Source organism: Kocuria sp. KH4 (assembly GCF_053711175.1).
The window spans coordinates 49,206-68,984 of the sequence record NZ_JBSJYX010000016.1 but is presented as its reverse complement, the minus strand read 5'-3'; the positions used below and the strand labels follow the sequence as shown (position 1 = coordinate 68,984).

Below are 19,779 nucleotides of genomic sequence, written 5' to 3'. Positions count from 1 at the left end.
GATGCGCTGCGGTTCGTCCTCGTTCCTCGTCCTCCCTGGGCATCCCCTGCCCACAAGATCAGTCTCATGGGCACAACCGCGTCACGGTCGTGACGGACTTTCTGGGTCGCTCCAGCCCGATGACTCGCAAGCTCGCATCGGCCTTCCACGCCCTGTCAGATCGTCACACCTCTTGCATTGTTGATAACCGAGGCCGAACACGCGAGAATCAGCCCTGTGATGACCGTCCATAAGCTCAGCGCGGGGGACGGTTATGCCTACTACACGTCCGAGGTCGCTTCCGCTGATGAGCTGCGCGCTGAAGGCCGGAAGCTGGGTGACTACTACACCGTCGAGGGCATGCCCCCGGGGCAGTGGGTCGCCCATTCCAAGGAGCTGCTGGGGGTGTCCGGGGAGGTCACTGAGGCGCAGATGGCCGCTCTGTTCGGGGAGGGTATCCACCCAGACGCGGACCGCATTCTGGCCGATGGTGGCACCGCGAAAAATGTGGCTTTGGGGCGGCCCTATCGCCGTTATGCGACGGCCAACACGGAGCTGACCCGCCGCCTGGACGAGGAAATCGCCCGGCACGAGCGCACCACTGGTACCACCCCGACCCGCGAGGAACGACAGGCGATCCGCGGTCGCGTCGCGGGCCAGCTGTTCCGGGAGACGCACGGGCGCGACGTGCGGAACAAGGAGGAGCTGGGCCGGTTCATCACCGCTCAGACCACCGCGAAGCAACAGACTGTGGCCGGGTATGACCTGGTGTTCTCCCCGGCCAAGTCGGTCTCCCTGCTCTGGGCCCTGGGCGGGGACGAGGCCCGCAAGGCCGTCGAGGCCGCGCACAACGAGGCCATCGCGGAGACCCTGAGCTACCTGGAGCAAGAGGCCACCTTCACCCGGCGCGGGTACAACGGGGTGCGCCAGATCGACGTCGAGGGCGGGTTGGTGGCCACCCAGTTCCGCCACTATGACTCCCGGAACGGGGACCCCCAGCTGCACGATCACGTGGTCATTTCCAACAAGGTCTTGGGCGCGGACGGCAAGTGGTCGGCTTTGGACGGACGCACCTTGTACCGCATGGGTGTGTCCGCCTCGGAGACCTACAACGCGAAGGTGATGGAGAAGGTCACCGCGTCCCTGGGGGTCGCCGCGGTGCCGCGGATAGCCGGTGGGGACGAGCCGATCTATGAGATTGCGGGGGTGGACCTGGACGCCATCCACCACGCCTCCTCCCGCCGGGCCGACATTGCCGGGACCGTGGAGCGGCTGCACGCGGAGTTCACCGACCGCCACGGTTACGCCCCCACTGCCAAGCAGAAGATCGCCCTGGCCCAGCAAGCCACCCTGGAATCCCGGCCCGCCAAGAAGTCCGCCCGGCGCCTGTCCGAGCTGGTCGAGGCGTGGGGCAAGGAGTACCGCGAGCAGGTGCAGATGCCGGTGGGAGAGGACCTGTTGGCCCATGTGCGCGCGGTCGCCACCGGGTTGCCGGCAGGCCCCGATGCGGCACAGATCGACGTGGCCGAGCACGCCCGCCTGGTCGTCCATGAGCTGTCGCAGAAGCGGGCCACCTGGAGTGTGAACCACGTCCAGGCGCAGACCCGCCGGCACCTGAAAGAGGCCATGATCGGGCGCACCGTGCCCGATGAGCTGGTGGCCGAGGTGGTGCGCGAGGCCACCACCACGCACAGTCTGTCGGTCACCCCGCACGCTGATGTGCCGCGCTTGGCGGAGTTCACCCGCGCCGATGGCACCAGCCAGTTCATCCGGTCTGACGCTCAGGTGTTTACCTCTCGGGAGGTGCTGGAGACCGAGCACCAGGTGCTCGCCGCTGCTCAGCGCACCGTCATCCCGGCCGTGTCGGCGGAGCGGTTCGAGGAGGTGCTGGCCGCCCACACCGGGCTCCTGAGCGACGGGCAGGTGGCCTTGGCCCGGGCTTTCGCCACCGATGAGAAGTTGCTCAGTCTGGGGATCGGACCGGCCGGTGCCGGCAAGACCACCAGCCTGGCCCTGGCCGCCGATGCGGTCCGGGCGACCGGTGGCAACGTCGTCGGCCTGGCCCCCACGGCGGCCGCGGCCGCCGTCATGTCGCAGGATATTGGGGCCCAAGCCACGACCATTGATGCCTTCCTGATCGCTCACCGCACGGGGCGCACCGGGGCGGCCCAGCTGAGTGCGGGGGACGTGGTGATCCTCGATGAGGTCGGCATGGTCACCACCCCGAAACTGGCCGAGCTCGTGAACGTGGCGGCCCGGCACGGGGCCGTGGTGCGCGCCATCGGGGATGACCGCCAGCTCGGGGCGATCGGCTCCGGCGGTGCCCTGCGGCTACTCGATAACCAGGTGGGGGCGACCCGTCTGGAGGCCGTCCACCGCTTCCGCACCGAGGGTGAAGCGGCCGCGTCGCTGGCGCTGCGCGAGCCGCCGGCGGCCGGCGCGGACGTGCCGTGGGCCTGGTACCTGGAGAACCGCCGGGTGGTCGCCGGGGACACCGAAGCGATGACCGACACCGCCCTGCGCGCGTGGATCACCGACACCCAGGCGGGTAAGCGGTCCCTGCTGATCGCCACCGACAACACCACTGTGAACGAGCTGAACGCCCGGGCTCAGGCGGCACGGATTGCCACCGGCGCCCTCGATGCCAGCGGCGAATCCGTGGTGCTGCGCGACGGTCTTCTGGCGCATACCGGAGACGTGGTGGTCACCCGCCGCAACGACCGGACCTTGCAGCTCAACGGCGGTAAGGACTTCGTGAAGAACAACGATGTGTGGACCGTGGAGAAAGTCGGGGCGGACACCGCGACGTTGCGCCACACCGGCCACGGCGGCAAGATCACCCTGGACGCCGACTACCTGGCCCAGCACGGACAGCTCGGTTACGCGGCGACGGTGCACCGGGCCCAGGGCGCGACCGTGGACACCGCCCACGCCATCGTGGACTCCGCTACGGACCGTGCTGCCGCTTATGTGGCCGCCACCCGAGGACGCGAGACCAACCAGCTCTATGTCGCCCTGAGCGAGGGTCAGTCCCGGGATGAGGTGCTGGAAAGCATCGCCGGGGCCTACGACCGGAACCTCTCCGCACACGAAACCGTCGCGGCTGAGGCCATGCGCACCGGCGACGTCGCCACTCTGGGGGAGGTCTACCGCGAGACCGCCGACGCTGCCTGGACCGCTAAGACCCGTGCGATGGCCGTGGAGGTCATGGGTGCGGACAAGGCCGCGGACTTCACCAACACCGAGGCGTGGGGCGCCGTATCCACGCACCTGCACATGGCCCAAGAGGCCGGCATGGACCCAGCCGAACTCCTGAACCGGGCGGTGCATCAGCGCGGCTTTGGCGGGGCGGAGGACCCGGCCGCGGTGCTGGCCTGGCGGCTGGAGCAGCAGATCGAGACCGCCCAGCGCGTCTTGGACAACACCGACCGCCGGCCCCTGGGCAACCTCACCGACGAGCACCTGGAGCGGCTGGCCGAGCGCGCGGGGTCCGCCCAGGCGCAGCCCACGGTCGATGACCCACAGTGGGCCTTCCACCCTTACGCGCTCGTGCCCTCGGCCCAGCTGGCGGAGGCGAAGGCCAGTGCGGAGGCTGAGAACTTGGCCCTGCCCCCGGAGCTGTGGGAGTCCACCACATCGCTGCACCTGGACTGGGCCGCCCGCACGATGGGTGCTGAGCAAGAGCGCCGGGCGGGGCTGTCCCCGGAGCAGGCGGCGGTGGAGCAGATCGCCCGGGGTGAGCGCACCCGCACTGACTCTGACGTGTCGATCGGGGAGGCGATTACCGCCGAGCAGCAGGTGCGCGCGGTGACCGCCAAGACCCCGGCACCGGCCCCGGTGGCGGACGGGCGCCGGGTGAGCGAGAACCTGGCCCCCACCTCACTGATCACCGACCCGCAGGTGCCGGCCCGGTACCGGGAGCAGCTGGAGCGGCTGCGGACCCGGCTGGAGGAGCGCGTCATGGTGCGCGGCACCGAGCTGGCCGAGACCCGCCCCGAGTGGACCGCCGCGCTGGGCCCGGTGCCGGCCAAGCCGACCAAGACGGCCGAATGGCACCAGGTGGCCGCCGAGGTCGAGGCATACCGAAACCGCTACAACGTCCCCGCACATGAGACGGCGCCGATCCCCCAGGCCCACCAGCAAGACCCAGTGGCGGCCGCGCTGGTGGTACGGGCCACCGCGCTGCACAAGCACTCCGCGCTCACCACCGCCGCCCCACAGACCCCCGAGCAGGTTCGTCAAGCCGTCGATGAGGCGCACGTGGCCGAGCGGGTGCGCACCACCCCGGCACCGGCTCAGGAGGCCGTGGAGGCGCTACGCGCCACCCGCGCCGAGGCCGCCGACCCGCTGCCGGCACCGCAGGCCCGGGAGGCCGCCGTCACCGCGGCTGCCACGGCCCCGGTGGCCGAGGAGACCCGGCGGGTGCTGACCAGGGAGGAGTTGATCGCTCACGTCGTGGCCCAGCACCGGGCCCAGACCCAGCAGGCCACCCCGACCACCAAGGCAGCTGCCCCCCACGAGCCGGCGACCCCCACGCCGGTTGCTCAGCAGAAGGAGCCCACCGTGTCCGAGAACGCCCACAACGACGCCACCAGGAAGCCCATGACAACTGACCTGGAGCGCAGCCAGGCCGAGGTCATCAAGCGCTTCAAGGCCGCTAATCGTGTCGAGCAGAAGTCCCGCCAGCAGGAGGAGACTGCGGCAGCGACGCGCGATGCAGCTGACCGTGTTCGCCGCGACGGCGGCCGCAGTTTCTAAGATCCTTTACCAGTTGGGGTGTGGGCGGGAACGTGGGTGGGTCTGGAGCAGAATTGGATACTGCTAGAACGCCCATGTTGCCGTTTAACAATGACTCACTGGCGATGGTGCTTAGATGAGCGTTCGTCAATCAAGGTGGTGGTGAGCAAGTCTGACTAGAAGACGGTCAAGTGCTCACGAATCTACTCACTGGTACTTGTTTAATTTTCTCATTGGATCGTACGCTAAGGAGTATGCGCGTACTCGAAACGATTCATGCTGAACCGAAAAGCTTCGTCGACTCACCCATCTATCGGGTAAATTTTTGGCAGCAACCAGTGCCTGAAGGGGCCTGGATGCTCGATGCTTATATTCTTGTGGACGTTAAAGACATTAATGAAGTTATCTTTTGGGTGGGCGAACATTCTCAAGGGCGGCGGTTTGAAATATTTGCGGAGGTGGAGGAATGGCCTGTGGGTCGATTTGGGGTGCCGCGAAAGACCGGTCTTCTTCGTTTGCTTGGAAATGACCCTAATGAAGAAGGAGGAGTTACTGTTAAGTTCGGCGAATTTACAGAAGAGTAAAACCTCGGAACCCCACCTGGCGTCAAATCGATTTGTTAAAATCGATTTGACGCCAGGTGGGCCTCAGTATGCCTTTCGTTGTCAGGAAGCCAAGTCAGAGCGGATGAATGTAAAGGAGACGGTCTCGCCATCAGCTAGTGCCTCGTTTTCCGAGGCAGTTAGGGCTGAGGCTCCGCAGGAAACCCAAAGTGTGCTCCCGTACTTTGTTTGCGTGGCAGATCCAGAGAGCGTGTACCCGGGAGGCGGGGTGACTATACCCTGTCCCCAACCTCGGAATGAACCTGGTCCTTGTCCGCAGCTTACTGCCTTATTGGTTTGAATTGATGATCGCCCAGTGTTGGTTACCGTTGGCCCACCCCACTGGGTGGGGTTGGGGGACACTCGGATAAGCGAGTAATGCAACGTCATTTGGCTTACGGCACTCGTGCAATTAATTCGCGCAACGCCGTTAATCGTGCCGGTAACATGTATTGAGGCATGGACGTTTTGGACGTTCAGGGTGCAAGTTATTGCCGCCGCCATGGTGCTCAATTGGGTATCGGAAGGCTGAGGGCCAGCGGCTGGGAGAACCGTAATTTCAGCTCGTTCCGTATCAAAGACCGTGGCGCCACCTTCTTTTACTCCGGTGACTTGGTTTGTGGATGTGTTTGCTGTAGCGCTCCCGTTGGCTGCCGTTGCGCCAATGGTGGTACTAAAGACTACCGCTGTGAAAATGGCCAGGCTTCTTCTGAACATTTTGTCTCCCCGGGGGTAGGAGTAGGTGGACGATGGGGGCGACCACTCTGGTTACAGAGAAACATGCAAAGTGATATAAGTCACGGATGATTTGCAAGATGACAACTCCATCACGTTCAAGTCACAGAGGTTCACACCATCGCCTGGCGTGAGATTGCGCTCCTATGGCGACCCTGTTCATACCCTTGAGCTATCAACCACTTGATCTCGCCCGTCTACTCGAATGTCAACGTGAATTTGGGGCCAACATGCTCTAGGCAACGGGCGGATCGGCGTTATCGGACGTGACACCTTTCTACGGGTATGACAGTGGCCAGGGTCCGCTGCGAAGAAGGGACCCCGGCCACTGCGGGACAGCGCACGAGTGCCTGTCCCTTGGAAGGAAGCAGGACGCCTACTGGGAAGGGATGGCGACCTGCCCCAGGTCTATGTGATCACCACGACCAGTCGGCGGGAGGGCGTTCGCAGGCCAGCGTGCGTCGGAAGCTTTTCTCGACGTGGGAGGTCCCGCACTCCCCGAAGGGACCGCGTTTGGTGAACAGCACGGCGGCGTGGCGGTCGAAGTGATTGGTCCACCAAGCCGACATGCCACCACCGGCCTGACACACCACCCATTCCTCATAGAGTGACTTGAATCGGTCCACGGCCTCGGTGTGAGCCCACCACTGCGGGCACCAGCGCATGGCTTGGTTCATGTCCACGGACTCCACCCGTGCCACCAACCGCTCCACCCACTCCACGAACTCCTCCGGGGTGTACGCCTGATCCGTCTCTGCCTGCTGCTCGCTCATCGCCGCTGTCCTTCCGTGATCCGCTCCAGCACCGGGGTGATCCGGGCTGTCAAAGCCTTGTCCTCAAACCACCGCACGGTGCGCACGATCGTGCCGCCCCCGGTGGAGGTCTTCACCCAGGCGTGCCCGGCCGGCAGCTCGGAGAGCTTGGAGACCGGCATGATGTCGCGCTGCTGGGTCTGGACCGACCGCGACGCCACTCCCCGGGAGGTGGAGGTGCTGCGCACCTTCGCGTCATAGGTGCCGATGAGCTTGCGCAGCGACTCCAGGAACTCCGTGTCATCGGAGCCACCGCCGTAGACCTTCACCGCGGCGGCCGACCACAGGGTGTCCCACCCGGTGCGGGCCAGCATGTCCACGCCCTGTCCGCGGGTTTGGAAGTAGGCCGAGACCACGATGCCCATCGACCCGAAGAACGAATACCACTCGGGCAGCTGCTTGAGCTTGACCACGTTGCCGACCTCATCGAGATCAGCCACCAGAGGCACCGGCAGCCGGCCACCAGCCCGGCGGGCCGCCTGCTGGGCGGCGGTGACCACCGCATAGACCAGGGTCGAGACGAACGCCGCCCCGGAGCCGGCGGCGTCCTGAGTCAGCAGAATCAGGGTGTCCCGGCTGGTGACGAACCAGTGCGGGTTGAACACCGGCACCCCCGGGGTGGGAGTGGTCCAGGCCAGCAGCTCGTCATGCACCAGGGCCGAGGACATGCGCTGGGCACTGGCAGCCACCGACCCCCGGGTGTCCTCCGGCTGATCCCCCATGCCCTCCAACGCCGCAGCAGGCCCGGTCTGCCCGGCCTGCTTCAACAGCTGGGCCGGTTCCATGAAGGCGGCCGAAGACACCCAGCGCAGTACGTCCGCCAGCGTTTTACCGCTCTTGGCCGCTGCCAGCAGGCACCAGGAAAGGTAGTCGCGGCCCTGGGAGTCGAACTGCGGATCACCCTTCCCGCCGGCCGAGCCGGCGGCGGAGGCCGTCTGGAAAATCGAGGCGACTTCCCCGGCGGAGACCGTGTCGGTGACGGTGGCCAGCAGGTTGAAGATCATCGCCGGGCGGGTGCTGTCGCGCCAGATGCGCTGGGGGTCGAACAGCCACACGGTGCTGCCCGTGGTGGTGCGGGCGGCTAGGACCTCGGCCACCCCGTCCACCTTGTTCGACGTCATCACAAACGCGCCGGGCGCCTCGGTCGCGTGGCGGATGACCTGGGAGGTGGTCTTGCCGCGGCCGGTGCCCCACACATGGGCCGAGCACTCCCGCCAGCCCTGATAGATCGGGTTCTTACCCACCAGCCCAATCGTCAGACCAGGGCCGATGTTCTCGGCCTCGGGGTGCAGCCGGTGGGCCTCCGTGGAGCGAGCGGCAGCCATGGCGGGGTTGATCCGGCCCGGAGGACTCATCCGGCGGGCGGCTTCCTGGGTCTTGGACGGGGTGCGGGTGCCCCACACCATCAGCGCGGCGAGACCGGCGAGCACCTCGATGCCAACGAGGAAGGTCGCGGCCGTCGGCCAGTCCACCGCCCCGGTGGCCAGCTGGATGCCCAAGGTGAAGGGGTTCCAGGGCAGGTCTCCGGTCACCGGGGTCAGCACGTTCCCCAGGTGCACCAGGGCGACCGCACCCATGACGGCGGTGAACAGGATCAGGATGCCGATGAAACTCTTGTTCTGCTCGTTGTTCATGCGTTCACCCGTGCCTGTGCGGCCGCCCAGGCGGCATTGGTGTCGTGGACCCGCAGCTCTCCGGCGGTGAGGTTGGTTTGGAACGGCACCCCCGGGGCCTCCCCGGTCTTCAACATGAAGCGGCCCCGTCCCGGGGGCGGGGAGGTGCGCCCGGTCTTGGGGTTCACCGATCCCTCGGCCGACCAGGCCACCAGCAGCGCCTTCTCCTGCTCGGAGAGGGGGAAGACGGTCTCCAGCATCCCCATCTCGTTCTGCGCCAGCCCACCGAGGACCTTCATCGAGGAGCGTTCCATGAACCCGGTGGCGATCTTCGTCAGCTCCTCGGTGGAGAGCTGGAGGTCTTTCATGGAGTGGGTGATCAGCAGCTGCCCGAGGCCCTTGGTGCGGTTCAGGCGGGTGATGCCGTCGATCTGGTGGACCAGCAGCTCGGAGGCGCGCAGGGCTTGCCACAGTTCGTCCATGATCATCAGGTGGTGGCGTTCTTCCATCAGCCCGGCCTCGGCCAACGTCTTGGCCGCGGAGATCCCGGCTTGGGCGTAGGACCAGCACACGATCTGCACCGCGGCCCGCAGGTCCAGCAGGGTCTCGTCGATGGCCGACAGGTCGAAGTCCACCGACTGGTCGATGTGCATCTCCTCACTGGTCTGCCGGCAGAACACGTCCCCGAACGGACCATGTGCCCCCAGAGCGTTGAGCCCGGCCAGCAGGTTGCGCACCTGCCCCCGATAGGAGGTTTCGTCATCGACCAGGATGGCGGCCATGATCGCCGGCCGCGCGGCGGTGATCACGTCCACCACGTCTTGGATGATCGGTTGCCGGCCCTGGGCCTCGGCGTGCTCGGCGGCCTCGGTGATCGCCATTGAGAGCACCGTGGGCTCCTGCTGCCGGGCATCCAGCGGAGCCTTGAACACCAGCTCCAGCAACCCGGTCAGGGCGTTGAGGCGGCGGCTGTGAATCTCCGCGCGCATCTGCCGCTGCAACGCCTCGGGCAGCTCCCCCAACCGGCGCCACAACGGCCCGGCATCCAGGGGGTTGATCGAGCCCACCCCGGGGGCGACCCGGATGACCTGGCCACCGACCTCGACGGTGAGACCGGCCAGGTCCGGCTTGACGTCACTGGCCCCGACGAACAGGAACCCCTGGTCCACCAGGGCCAGGGCCATGCGCACCGCCACCGAGGACTTCCCCCGAGCCTGGAGCCCCAAGATGAAGCAGGACGGGGAGGAGATGATGCCGCGCAGGAACAGGTTGATCGGGTCCCCGCAGACCACCGAGCCGTTGAGCTGGTTGCGCCCGAGCACCGCCCCCACCAGCGGGGAGGAGGTGCCCACGGCGAAGGGCCACAGCCCGGCGGTCTGGTTGGAGGTCGCGGTGAACTCCGGGGGTGCCTCCACCCAGGAGGTCATCCCACCGTGGGCGACGTCCACGCCCTTCTCCGTGAGCTCCCGGAACTGCCCAGTGCTCTGGGCGGTGGAGCGGCCGAAGACCGTGTTGAGGACCTTGTCGGTGAGCTGGTCGAAAACAGACATCACAGCGCCTTTCGCACATCAGCCGGAATCGTGGCCACAGCATCCGGGACCACACCCAGGCCGAGGTTGAACGCGAACGCCGCGTCGTCGTTGTAATCGCACTCCCGCAACCCCAGCTGCACCCCCTGGGAGGCATTGCGCCGCAGCGTCGCCGCCACCCGCGGCAGCTGCTCGACCCGCTCGACAGTGGCGGTCACCACGATCGAGAACCGCACCAGCGACGCCCCCTCGGCCTGCTCACGCTCGGCCTTCCGGGCCTTCTCCAGAGCGATGATCTGCGAGCTGGTGGGCCGGCGGTTCTTCTGGTTCGCCGCGAACTGGGCGTTGGTCAGCGACTGCTGGACCTGGGTGGCGGACTTGTCCGGGGACTGCGGCCGGTAGAACACCGTCACCCGCTTCTGCAACATCTCGGAGTTCGGGGCCAGCAGGGCCACCAGCGCGTTCTCCCGGAACGTGCCGGCCGGCGGGCGCCACATCTGCCACGACTTCGACACCACCCCACCGTGCTCATACCGGCCCGGGGAACCCACCACCCGTGCCGCCGAGGGGCCGACCTCCTCCCAGCGCAAACCCGTGCCGGCCTCCGACAGGCGGGCCTTCTCCACCGCCGCAGCCGCCAGGGGGTTATAGGCGACATAGGTCTGGTCGATCAGGTCGTGCTCCTGCATCAAGGAGACCGACCCCGCTCCGGCCTGCTCCAGCTGCTCCAAGAACCCGCTCAGCAGCGAGGAGACGTCCGTGGCCAGCTCCTCGGCGGTGCGCTCGGGCACGCCCTCCCCCTCATTGGCCCGGGCGCTGAACGTGAGCGCGATCCACTGCTCCAGCTTCGGCACGTCCTGGTTCAGGTTGGCCACCACCTCGTCCATCGTCGCCCGGGCGAAGGACGGCACCGACTGGGACCCCGCTTGAGCCCGGCCCACGGCCACCGCATCGGGCAGCCGTTCGCCGGGGTCGGTGGTGGACTGGGTGGTGACCGAAACCTGCACCAGCTCTGTGTTCGATCCGGCGTCGCGCTGGAACGCCGCCCAGGTGCCCACCATCCGGTCCACCCGGTCCTGATCCAGCAGCCCCAGCCCGGAGGAATTGGCGATGACGAACACCGTGCCGGTCTTCAACTTCGGGTGCCACAGCATCACCCCGCGGTGCCCGAACAGGTCCGTGAAGGTCACCGGCTCGGTCGCCGCCAGCACCCCCGGGGCGCGGAACGAACCATCCGGGATCTGCGAGGTCGGACCGGCCTTGTAGGTGGTGCGGCTCTTCTTCTCCGCCCGGGAGAACATGCCCCGGGCGATCCAGCGTTCGGGCTTGGACCGGCCGTTGCGGTCCTTGGAGCCGAGCACCGTGGCCACGATGAACGCCGCCACCGCGATGCCGGCGGCCACCCAAATTTGGGAGGCCATGATGAATAGGAAAACGAGCACCGACCCGACGCCGAGCACCACGGTGGAGGCCATCGAGAACCCCAACAGCCCAGCCGTCTTGTCCTCAGCGATGTTGCCGTACTGCCGCACGATCACCTGGTTGCTACTCACAGATCCTCACCACTTTCTAGTGCTTGCTCAGCGTCCCGGACGACTTCCCGCAGCCCGAACTCGATCCGCTGGCCGTTGATCAACGGATTCTTGGCGCCTGTGGCCGAGGACCCTTCCCCAGCCGGGTGCCCGGTCGGCCCCGCGCCATTGGTTGCAGCCACCGGCTCCGCGCCCGCCGGCCCGCTTGTTTCACCGGTGCCGGTGGCGGGACTAATGCCAGAGCTCGAGCTCTGCACGCTCTCGGCACCCGAGGGCCCGCCGGTGCTGGCTCCTGCTGCACTGTTGGGAGCAGCGCCGGTAGTGGGGCTTTGGACGTTCTCCGCACCTGAGGCCCCACCGGTCGTGGTTCCTGGCACGGAGGTGGCAGCTGCACCGGCCGTGGTGCTCTCCACGTTCTCGGCACCGGCCGGCCCACCGGCCGAGGGAGACCCACCGCTAGGTGCGCCAGCACCAGCCGATCCCGGTGCCCCGGCAGCACTTGAGCCGGTTGAGGCACCTCCCCCAGCACCCGAACCAGCGCCCGAGGCACCGGCACCAGCGCCCGAAGCGCCGGCCCCGGCAGCCCCAGCGCCAGGACCGGCCCCGGCGGCACCAGCGCCCGAGGCACCGGCTCCGGCAGCTCCGGCTCCGGCGGCCCCAGCACCGGCTCCGGCTCCGGCGGCCCCGGCGCCAGCGGCCCCAGCTCCGGCTCCGGCGGCCCCGGCGCCGGCAGCAGCCCCGGCGGCCAGGGCGCCGACACCAGCGGTGACCGCGCCAATAGCCACCGCGCCACCGAGCATGGCCAGCCCACCAGCACCCATGCCACGCGGCCCAGCACTGACGGCCGGGACCATGACCCGGGCCAGGGCGGGCATCGATAGGCAGGCCATGAAGATGATCACGGTCCCGGTGAGCAGGGTGATCACATGGTTGGCCACCTCACCGTCGCCGGTACCCCTGATTCCGTTCATCAGTGCCAGGCCGAAGCCGTAGAGCACGGCCGCGACCGGCTTGAACAGGATCACCGCGATCAGCCAGCCCACCGCTTTGTCGAATGCCTTGCGTCCCCGCTCCGTGGTCGAGGCCGCCGCGAAGATCGGCAGCAGCCCGCACAGCGCCCCGGCCACCCCGTAGGAGAAGATCACCAGCGCCGCGTTGAGGATCGACCCGAGGATGGCGAAAGGGGCCAACACGATCAGAATTCCAGCGGTGGTCAGCGCCATCTTGGACCCGGCCACAGCGTCCAGGTCCATCGACTGTCCCAGCCCGTCCCGGGCCGCGTTGCCGGCGATCGTGTCCACCAGCCACGGGGCCACCTCATCGGTGACCGCCAGCGACAGGGACACCATCGACACCGCCAGCCCGGAGACCACCACGGTGCGGATCAGCCCCATCACCAGGTTCTCGGCCGAGTCCCGGCTGTGATCCCTGGCGATGCGCAGCACGGCGAAGGCTGTTCCGATGATGCCCGCGACCCCGACAAAGGTCGTCGTGGCGGTCTGCACCCGTTCGGTGGCCGAGCCCGCGCCCATCTCCGGGGCGCCGATGTTCAGCCACCAGGTGCCCACGAAGTCGAGCATGGTGGTGAAGATTTCCACCAGCCACCCGGCCATGAACAGGATCAATTTCTCCACCGTGTCCCCGGCAACACTGCTGGCGAGGTCTCCGAGCAGTCCCATTAGACCTTGGGCCCCCACTCGATGTAGGGCTGGCCCTGGTGGAGGTCGACCGTCATCATCTTCGTGCCCGAGGCCGGGTCCAGCTTCCAGTCCCCGTCCTCCCACACCAGGTCAGCCTGGGCGAGGGCCTTCTCTTCCAAGCCGTTGCCCGAGGGGAAGGAGTAGACCAGCTGGTAAGAGGCAGTCTCATCGGTGTAGTTGAGCTGGGAGTAGCCGAGCAACGTGGACGAGGCCGTTGTGGTCCCGTCGTCGCCCTGCTCCAGTCCGTCGCGGATGCGTTGGGCCTTCTCCTCGATCTGGTCTCGGTTGGGACTTTCCACCATTGCCACCTCGACGTCCTCCGCGGCCTCCTCACTCACCGAAGGATCCAAGGCCATCGCGTAGGTCGCCGCAGCCATCAGCGCCCCGGCCTCGGAGTGAGCGAAACCGACGCGCAACCCGGAGTCCCGTCGTTCGCAGCCGCCGAACTCCGGGGAGGAGGGCACCACGCTGTAGCCGGCGGCCACCCAGTCCTGCACCTCGGGAGCCTCATCGGCCACCGAGGAGGTGTCCGTGCTCAGCTGTGCTTGGCAGTCCCAGGCGAAGTCCTCCCCCAGCTGGGGGGCAACGGCCTCGGCTGCCCCGGGGGCGGGGGCGGTCGAGGCAGCAGGGGCCTGGGGGGTCTGGGCCTGGCTTTCATCGGTGGTGAGGTTGCGGATGGTCACCCCGGCCACCGCGACCAGCAGCAGCACCAGGGCGATCAGAGCCGGGCCGAACCAGCGGGGGCGGGTCCGGGTTGCGTTGTTGTTGTTCGTGTTCATCGGGGGGTCTCCCTGTCGTTGCGGTGCTGGTTGGGGATCGGGGGCCGGCTCAGCCGCCGGTGATCATGTTCCAGATCGCCCCGGCCGCTCCGAGCAGGGCGGCCGCGACCAGCGGCCACACGGGGGCCTCGACCTCGTCCCCGCGGCGGCGGTTCCGCCCGGCGGTGACGAGCCCGAAGATGAAGTAGACGAACAGCACCAGCCCGGCGGCCCAGAGAATCCAGCCGAGGATCATGGTCACGTTCTCCATGCCCGGGGGCTGGGTGGGGGTGGCGTTGATGGCCGGGATCATCAGGGCGTTGAGGGTGTTGACGAACATTGGGGGGTTCCTTTCTCAGTGCCCGGTCTGGGCGATTTTGTGGATCTTCCGCAGCACGGTTTTCAACCGGGTGCTGGAAGGGGATGGGGTGACGCCGACCTCGCGCCACGACGGTTCATAGGGGACGGTCATGGCCACCGGGAACATGCGCGCCACACTGCGGGCGTAGGTCAGGGTGGGCTTGGTGATCCGGTTCTTGGGCCGGTCGTGGACGATGACCAACCCGACCAGCTCATAGGGCAGCTGCCCGGTGGCCGAGGCCCGGGCCAGCTGGGCGGCTGCCTCCAAGGAGGTCGCGCTGGTGGAGCACACCAGCAGGGCACGGGCCGCCCACTCCGGTTCCTGCACGCCGGCGTCCACGACCTGCTCGGAGCACAGTCCGGCCAGGGTGGAGGTGCCCACCCCACCGGAAGCCCCGACCAGCCACAGCGTGGCCGGGGTGACCTCCACCGGGGCGGCTTCCTCCTCCTCAGGGACCGCTTCCTGGGCCAAGGTCTGCTGGAGGTTCTGCGGGCCGCGGATGGAGTCCCGGGACCCGAGGATCGGGTCCTCCTCCATCGGGTCCTCCTCCTCGATCACCTCGGGGGCGGCCACGAAGGGGTTGCGGGGGCCGTCCACGATCACAGCCCCTCCCGCACCGCTGCCCCGGCGCGCAGCCAGGCCCGGCGGGTGGCCGGGGTCATCGCGGTGAACCGCACCCGCCCCTCCACCAGCGCCCGGTCATAGGGGATCGTGACCACGGCCCGGGCGTAGGGGGCGAACTCCTCCGCGAGTTCCTTGGCCTTGGTCTTCTGGTGGCCGGGCTCGCAGCACAGCACCACCACCACCGCGTTGCGCGCGAGGCCCTGGGCGTGGGTGTCTCCGGTGTGCAGGGCGGCCAGCACCCGGGAGGCTCCTTCGGCGGCGTCATCAACGGACTTCACCGGGATCACGACCTGATCGGCGTGGCCGATCATCGCCTGCCAGTTCGCTCCGCGTTCGGTGTTGCCCGAATCCATCACGATCGCCCGGTAGTACTTCGCGGCCACCGCGTGCAGCCGGTCCACCTCGTCCCCGGTGACCATGTGCCGCTCCTGGTCCCCGGAACGGTCATCGGAGCGCAGCACGTCATAGCGATCCGCCGGCTGGTGGTGGACGTACTCGGACAAATCCCCCACCCGGGCATCGGAGGCCATGAAGTGCTCAGTACGCCCCAGCAGATCGACCACGGTGGAGGTGTGCCCGGCGTCGAAGGTGCGCCAGCCCAGCGAGCCCAGGGAGTTGTTGTTGTCCCAGGCCAGCACCCCACCACCGGACAGCCGGGCGAACACGGCCGACAGGCAGATGACCGTCGGCGTCTTGCCGGCCCCGCCCTTAGGGTTCAGGACAGCGATCGTGCGCGGGCCCGGCCAGTGCGCCGAGACCGCGGCCTCATCCTTCCGCTGGCTCAGCTCCGCCGCCGAGGGCGCCAGGCTCAGACCCATCGAGTTCAGCGCCCCACGCCACCCGTGCTGGGCCGGGGCGTCCACCTCGGGGCGGTCCACGAACGACGGCAGCGACTCCCGCCGGCTGCCAACCGTCTCAGGCTCCGCCGCCGGGCGGGCCGTGGAGGGACGGCCACTGAGGAACGGATTCGGGGCCGTGGACGTCGCCGCCACCGGGGCCACCACCTGGTCCTCCTCCGCAGCAGCCACCGGGTCCGGGGACTCAACAGCGGCCGACTCCACTGGCTCCACCGCAGGAACCGGCTCAGGGGACTCGACCGGGGCAGCCGCCCGCTCTGCCGTGGCCACCGACTCAGCCGGGGCCTGCATGGTGGCCGGTGCCGCACTCTCCTGCCGGGAGGTGCCATCGGCGCCGACCAGGAAGGTGCGGGACCCGGCGGGGTCCTCGATGTGCAGCTGCATGTCCTGGCTGGTCTGCTCCGCCAGGGCCTTTGCCGTGGCCATGACCGAGCGGCGGGCATCGCCCACGGTGGAGTGGTTCTCCTGGGTCGTCTCCCCATCAGTGTCCAGGTGCACGGCACCGGTGGAGTCGATCGTGGCGGTCATTCTCATCAGGGGGTCTCCTTGGCAGTGGGGGTAGTGCTCTCAGTCGGTGACGTGCTGGCCGTTGGCGAAGGGCTGGCTGTGGGGGTGGGGCCGGTCTCGACCAGGGCGTAGAGGGAGCCATCGGTGGACCCATCCACCCGAGTCAGCGCCATCCCGTTGTCGGTGATGACGTCGGGCACCGCCGCCTGGTCAGCTCTGGTGGTCGCCTCGATCGCCCCGTCACGGGTGACCTGGGCCTGCTCCCCGTCATCGGTGACCCAGGCGTAGCCGGCCGCCAGCGTGACCTGGCCATCGAGGCGGTGGGCGGTGGTGGCGTCCACATCGACCAGCACTGTCGAGGCCAGCAGCAACCCGTGCAACCGATCGGTCTGCACGGTGGAGGTGGTGATCTGGTTCCCGTCGAGTTCGCGCACCGCGACCTGCTTCACCGCCGTCGCCACGGTGGACTCATCGACGTCATAGAACCCGACGACGGTCTGCTTCCCGTCCTTCCACGCGGCCACTACCCGGCCCTCGACGCTGCCGAGGATGCCGGTGAGTTGCGCGCCCTTGGCCGGGGCCGGCAGGGTTGCGGGCTTGGGCAGGGCCGCCGAGTCGGTGCCGACCCGCCACACCTTCCCCGCCTTGGCATCGGCGGCGATCAGGTCTGCCCCTTGGGCTTCTAGGGGTTTGGCAGCCGCGGGCACCACCCGGGTGGCGGTGGACCCGTCCGCACCAACCAGCAGGGACTTCTGATTGGGCAGGTCCAGGCGGGGCACGGTGCCGCCGTCCAGGACCACGGTGGCCTCCTGCGGGACCTGGACCCGGATCGGCTCGGGTGAGTCCGGGGTGAACAGCACCAGCTCTTTGCCCGTGGCGGCCGCCAGGCGGGTCTGCCCGTCCACGGTGAACACCGCCAGCTGCGTCACGGTGAACGGAGTAGCACGGCTCCACTGCTCCACCCCGGTGTCGGGGTCGTGGCCGATGAGCTTGGCCCCGTCCACACTCACGGGGCGGCCCTCCCAGTCCAGGACCGCTTGCACCTGGGACCCGGACATGGGTGTGGCCCAGGCGCCGTAGGTGTCCCATCCGGCCGGGGCCGGCACCGGCAGCTGGGCTGGGGGCGGGGTGTGCACCACCGCGACCGGTTCCCCGTCGCCCTCGGTGAGGTTCATCGCCACTGAGGCGCCGGCGGTGAGGGCCAGGACCCCGACGCTGCCCCAGATCGCCAGGGCCCGGCGCTGGTTCCCGCCCTTGACGCGGGAGGCGCGGCCGGCCGTGGTGCTGCCCGCCAGCCGCTTTCCCGGACCGGGAGCAGGGGCGGTCGCTGGGAGTTCGTACTCCTCCAGGGTGCCGAGTTCGGCGTCCACGACCATCTCAAACATGGACCCGTCCTCGGTGTGACCCTGCACCCGGCACGCCTTCAACCCGAGTCGTCGGCACGCCTCGGTGGCCGCGTCCGCGGCGACCTCGTGCGCGGTGGTGGCATCGAGCACCGGGTAGGTCAGCACCTCTCCGTTGGCGTCGGCCACGATTTGCTCCGCGCCGAAGGTCAGGGTGATCACCGGCCAGGTGTGCACGGCCGGGCTCACGAGGCGGCCTCCCCGGCGGGCAGCTCGTGGGACTGGTGGCCCACGACCTGCCAGGCCCCGGAGTGGCGTTCCAGGTAGAGCGTCACGTGCCGGGTGCCGGTGCCCTCGGCCGGTTCTCCATCGCGGCTGGCCCACCGCCAGGTCACCTTGTACGCCCGGACCGCCTTGTCCTCAGCGACGTCGCGGGTGACGTCCCCGATCGCCGGCACCGCCTGGGCCCGGCTGTAGGCCCCGTGCGAGGCGGGCTCCAGCCACGCCCCCTGGGAGGCGTTCCGCTCAGGCTCGATCTGCTGGGCCGCCCACTCATCGGACATGAGCGGCTTGGCACGGATCGCCGCGGCCGTCTCCGTGCGGTCCACCACGGTGTCCCAAGAGTGCAGCAAAAGCGCGGCCGCCCGGGCGGTGGAGTCCACATCGGTGCGGTCCACGTCCTCAACGGCCGGGAACGTCCCATCCCCAGGGACCTCCGGGGTGGGGAAGCTGCTCGATGTCGGCCAGTCGGCCGGGACCGAGCTGGCCGGGGCCGCAGCACTGGAGGAGGCGGACGTCTCCTGCGTTGGCTCAGCAGAGCAGGCAGCCAGGGGCAGGGCGCACAGGGCCAGGGCAGTGATCAGGTGGGGGCGGCGGCTCATTGCGGCCACGCTCCTTTCTCGCGCAGGATTGGCTCGGGGTCGATGTTGAAGCCCTGATAAGGGAAAACCACGTCAGGGGCCCCGGGCCGGTAGATCTCGATGTGCAGGTGGGTGGACATGCCGAACTGGCCCCGGTTGCCCTCCACACCGATCACGTCGCCGCGGCTGAGCTTTTGACCCTTCTTCACGCCCCAGGAGTTCAGGTGGCAGAAGGCGAACCCGAAATCGGGATCGTCCCCGTCCTCCTTGGCGATCACGCATCCATCGGTGTCGTTGAACCCGGTGATCCGCAGATCGGTCGGGGCGATCACCGGCCCCCCGGGACGGGAGCCGGCACCGGGGGTGGCGAAGTCCATGCCCACGTGGTTCTGCGCCCACTCGGGCACCCCCGGCACGTTGCGCCGCCCGTAGCCGGAGGTGAACTTCCCCCCGGGTAGCGGTGTGGTCCACTCCCCCTCCCCGAGGTCCCCGTCCCACGCCTTGCCTCCGGTGGGGGCCTCACAGCCGGCGGAGAACTCGACCTGTCCCCCGTCGAGGATCGTCTCCACGTAGCGCTGGGTCTCCGCGAACGGCGGCACACCCTGGTGCTGAGCCACCGCGCCCGGACCGGCGTTATAGGCGGCCAGCGTCAGGCGCACCAACTGGTCAGCGTCATCACCGGCCAAGGGCTTTACCTCATTGCGCAGCGCGGCCATGTAGCGCCCATAGGCAGGGATGGCGTCCTCGGGGTCGGTCACGTCCCCGCCCTCCCCGTACTGAGCCCAGGTGTCGGGCATGAACTGGGCGATGCCCTGGGCCCCGGCGGAGCTACCGGCGCGGGGGTCCCAGTTGGATTCCTGTTTGAGCTGGGCGGCCGCCACACTCACCGGCAGCCCAGCGGTCTTGGCGGCCTCCTCCACGAGCGGTCCCCGACCGTTAGGGACATTGATCACGCCGTCCTTGGAGTCCTCGCCGGCGACGACCGTGGCAGGGGTGCACCCGCCCGCCGATGCCTGCATGTCCGACACCAGGGCGAGGCTGGCAACACCCGCCACGGGCACGCCGACAGCCACCACCCCAACCAGTGCCAGAGCAGCGAAAACCAGACCGGAGGAGCCCTTGGACTGGTCTTCCTCCATGGGCCACCTCCCGTCCCGATGTGAATCGTTATGGCTGTCTTATACAGCTATAAGAGTTGTAGCACGTTTCTTCTGCGTAAAGCAGTCAAAA

14 protein-coding genes are annotated in these 19,779 nt (G+C 68.3%); 2 read left to right on the top strand and 12 right to left on the bottom strand.

The window, feature by feature from the left end:
• Positions 1–219 precede the first annotated feature (219 nt).
• Positions 220–4,737, top strand: a complete 4,518-nt coding sequence (gene mobF, locus ACWCOM_RS12415) for a MobF family relaxase (protein WP_454549049.1) — start codon at positions 220–222, stop codon at positions 4,735–4,737.
• A gap of 233 nt (positions 4,738–4,970) precedes the next feature.
• A complete protein-coding gene (locus tag ACWCOM_RS12410; protein ID WP_454549048.1) occupies positions 4,971–5,300 on the top strand; it encodes a hypothetical protein in 330 nt (109 codons plus the stop codon).
• 1,169 nt (positions 5,301–6,469) lie between these two features.
• On the opposite strand, the gene ACWCOM_RS12405 is transcribed toward ACWCOM_RS12410, so the two are convergent.
• Genes ACWCOM_RS12405 through ACWCOM_RS12350 form a run of 12 tightly spaced genes read right to left on the bottom strand, consistent with a single transcriptional unit; the run spans position 6,470 to position 19,688 of the window.
• Positions 6,470–6,826 carry a DUF4913 domain-containing protein gene (locus ACWCOM_RS12405; protein ID WP_454549047.1) on the bottom strand — a complete coding sequence of 119 codons (357 nt, stop codon included), beginning with the start codon at positions 6,824–6,826 and terminating at the stop codon, positions 6,470–6,472.
• Positions 6,823–8,499, bottom strand: coding sequence for a type IV secretory system conjugative DNA transfer family protein (locus ACWCOM_RS12400; RefSeq protein ID WP_454549046.1), 1,677 nt, complete (start codon positions 8,497–8,499; stop codon positions 6,823–6,825). Before ACWCOM_RS12400 ends, ACWCOM_RS12405 begins: the two co-directional genes overlap by 4 nt.
• Complete coding sequence (locus ACWCOM_RS12395; protein ID WP_454549045.1) at positions 8,496–10,028, bottom strand: hypothetical protein; 1,533 nt, start codon at positions 10,026–10,028, stop codon at positions 8,496–8,498. The genes ACWCOM_RS12400 and ACWCOM_RS12395 overlap by 4 nt, the downstream gene beginning before the upstream one ends.
• The gene (locus ACWCOM_RS12390; RefSeq protein ID WP_454549044.1) at positions 10,028–11,560 is read right to left on the bottom strand and encodes an SCO6880 family protein; all 1,533 of its coding nucleotides are present in this window, start codon (positions 11,558–11,560) and stop codon (positions 10,028–10,030) included. The genes ACWCOM_RS12395 and ACWCOM_RS12390 overlap by 1 nt, the downstream gene beginning before the upstream one ends.
• Complete coding sequence (locus ACWCOM_RS12385; protein WP_454549043.1) at positions 11,557–13,218, bottom strand: hypothetical protein; 1,662 nt, start codon at positions 13,216–13,218, stop codon at positions 11,557–11,559. The genes ACWCOM_RS12390 and ACWCOM_RS12385 overlap by 4 nt, the downstream gene beginning before the upstream one ends.
• The gene (locus ACWCOM_RS12380) at positions 13,218–14,018 is read right to left on the bottom strand and encodes a hypothetical protein (protein ID WP_454549042.1); all 801 of its coding nucleotides are present in this window, start codon (positions 14,016–14,018) and stop codon (positions 13,218–13,220) included. Before ACWCOM_RS12380 ends, ACWCOM_RS12385 begins: the two co-directional genes overlap by 1 nt.
• Positions 14,019–14,067: 49 nt before the next feature.
• Positions 14,068–14,337, bottom strand: a complete 270-nt coding sequence (locus ACWCOM_RS12375) for a hypothetical protein (protein WP_075872775.1) — start codon at positions 14,335–14,337, stop codon at positions 14,068–14,070.
• Between the two features lie 15 nt (positions 14,338–14,352).
• A complete protein-coding gene (locus ACWCOM_RS12370) occupies positions 14,353–14,955 on the bottom strand; it encodes a DUF6668 family protein (protein ID WP_454549041.1) in 603 nt (200 codons plus the stop codon).
• A 2-nt stretch (positions 14,956–14,957) separates the two neighbouring features.
• Complete coding sequence (locus tag ACWCOM_RS12365; RefSeq protein WP_454549040.1) at positions 14,958–16,373, bottom strand: AAA family ATPase; 1,416 nt, start codon at positions 16,371–16,373, stop codon at positions 14,958–14,960.
• On the bottom strand, positions 16,373–17,938 hold the full coding sequence (locus tag ACWCOM_RS12360) for a hypothetical protein (RefSeq protein ID WP_454549039.1): 1,566 nt from the start codon (positions 17,936–17,938) through the stop codon (positions 16,373–16,375). Before ACWCOM_RS12360 ends, ACWCOM_RS12365 begins: the two co-directional genes overlap by 1 nt.
• A complete protein-coding gene (locus ACWCOM_RS12355) occupies positions 17,935–18,570 on the bottom strand; it encodes a hypothetical protein (RefSeq protein WP_454549038.1) in 636 nt (211 codons plus the stop codon). Before ACWCOM_RS12355 ends, ACWCOM_RS12360 begins: the two co-directional genes overlap by 4 nt.
• Entirely contained in the window at positions 18,567–19,688 is a 1,122-nt protein-coding gene (locus tag ACWCOM_RS12350; protein ID WP_454549037.1) for a transglycosylase SLT domain-containing protein, read from the bottom strand. Before ACWCOM_RS12350 ends, ACWCOM_RS12355 begins: the two co-directional genes overlap by 4 nt.
• Between the last annotated feature and the right edge of the window lie 91 nt (positions 19,689–19,779).

What these genes read in the sequence shown, in the direction of transcription:
- ACWCOM_RS12355 (WP_454549038.1), bottom strand. Translation starts at nt 18,570, where the DNA reads ATGAGCCGCCGCCCCCACCTGATCACTGCCCTGGCCCTGTGCGCCCTG.
- mobF (WP_454549049.1), top strand. Translation starts at nt 220, where the DNA reads ATGACCGTCCATAAGCTCAGCGCGGGGGACGGTTATGCCTACTACACG.
- ACWCOM_RS12375 (WP_075872775.1), bottom strand. Translation starts at nt 14,337, where the DNA reads ATGTTCGTCAACACCCTCAACGCCCTGATGATCCCGGCCATCAACGCC.
- ACWCOM_RS12395 (WP_454549045.1), bottom strand. Translation starts at nt 10,028, where the DNA reads ATGTCTGTTTTCGACCAGCTCACCGACAAGGTCCTCAACACGGTCTTC.
- ACWCOM_RS12365 (WP_454549040.1), bottom strand. Translation starts at nt 16,373, where the DNA reads ATGAGAATGACCGCCACGATCGACTCCACCGGTGCCGTGCACCTGGAC.
- ACWCOM_RS12400 (WP_454549046.1), bottom strand. Translation starts at nt 8,499, where the DNA reads ATGAACAACGAGCAGAACAAGAGTTTCATCGGCATCCTGATCCTGTTC.
- ACWCOM_RS12385 (WP_454549043.1), bottom strand. Translation starts at nt 13,218, where the DNA reads ATGGGACTGCTCGGAGACCTCGCCAGCAGTGTTGCCGGGGACACGGTG.
- ACWCOM_RS12380 (WP_454549042.1), bottom strand. Translation starts at nt 14,018, where the DNA reads ATGAACACGAACAACAACAACGCAACCCGGACCCGCCCCCGCTGGTTC.
- ACWCOM_RS12350 (WP_454549037.1), bottom strand. Translation starts at nt 19,688, where the DNA reads ATGGAGGAAGACCAGTCCAAGGGCTCCTCCGGTCTGGTTTTCGCTGCT.
- ACWCOM_RS12405 (WP_454549047.1), bottom strand. Translation starts at nt 6,826, where the DNA reads ATGAGCGAGCAGCAGGCAGAGACGGATCAGGCGTACACCCCGGAGGAG.
- ACWCOM_RS12410 (WP_454549048.1), top strand. Translation starts at nt 4,971, where the DNA reads ATGCGCGTACTCGAAACGATTCATGCTGAACCGAAAAGCTTCGTCGAC.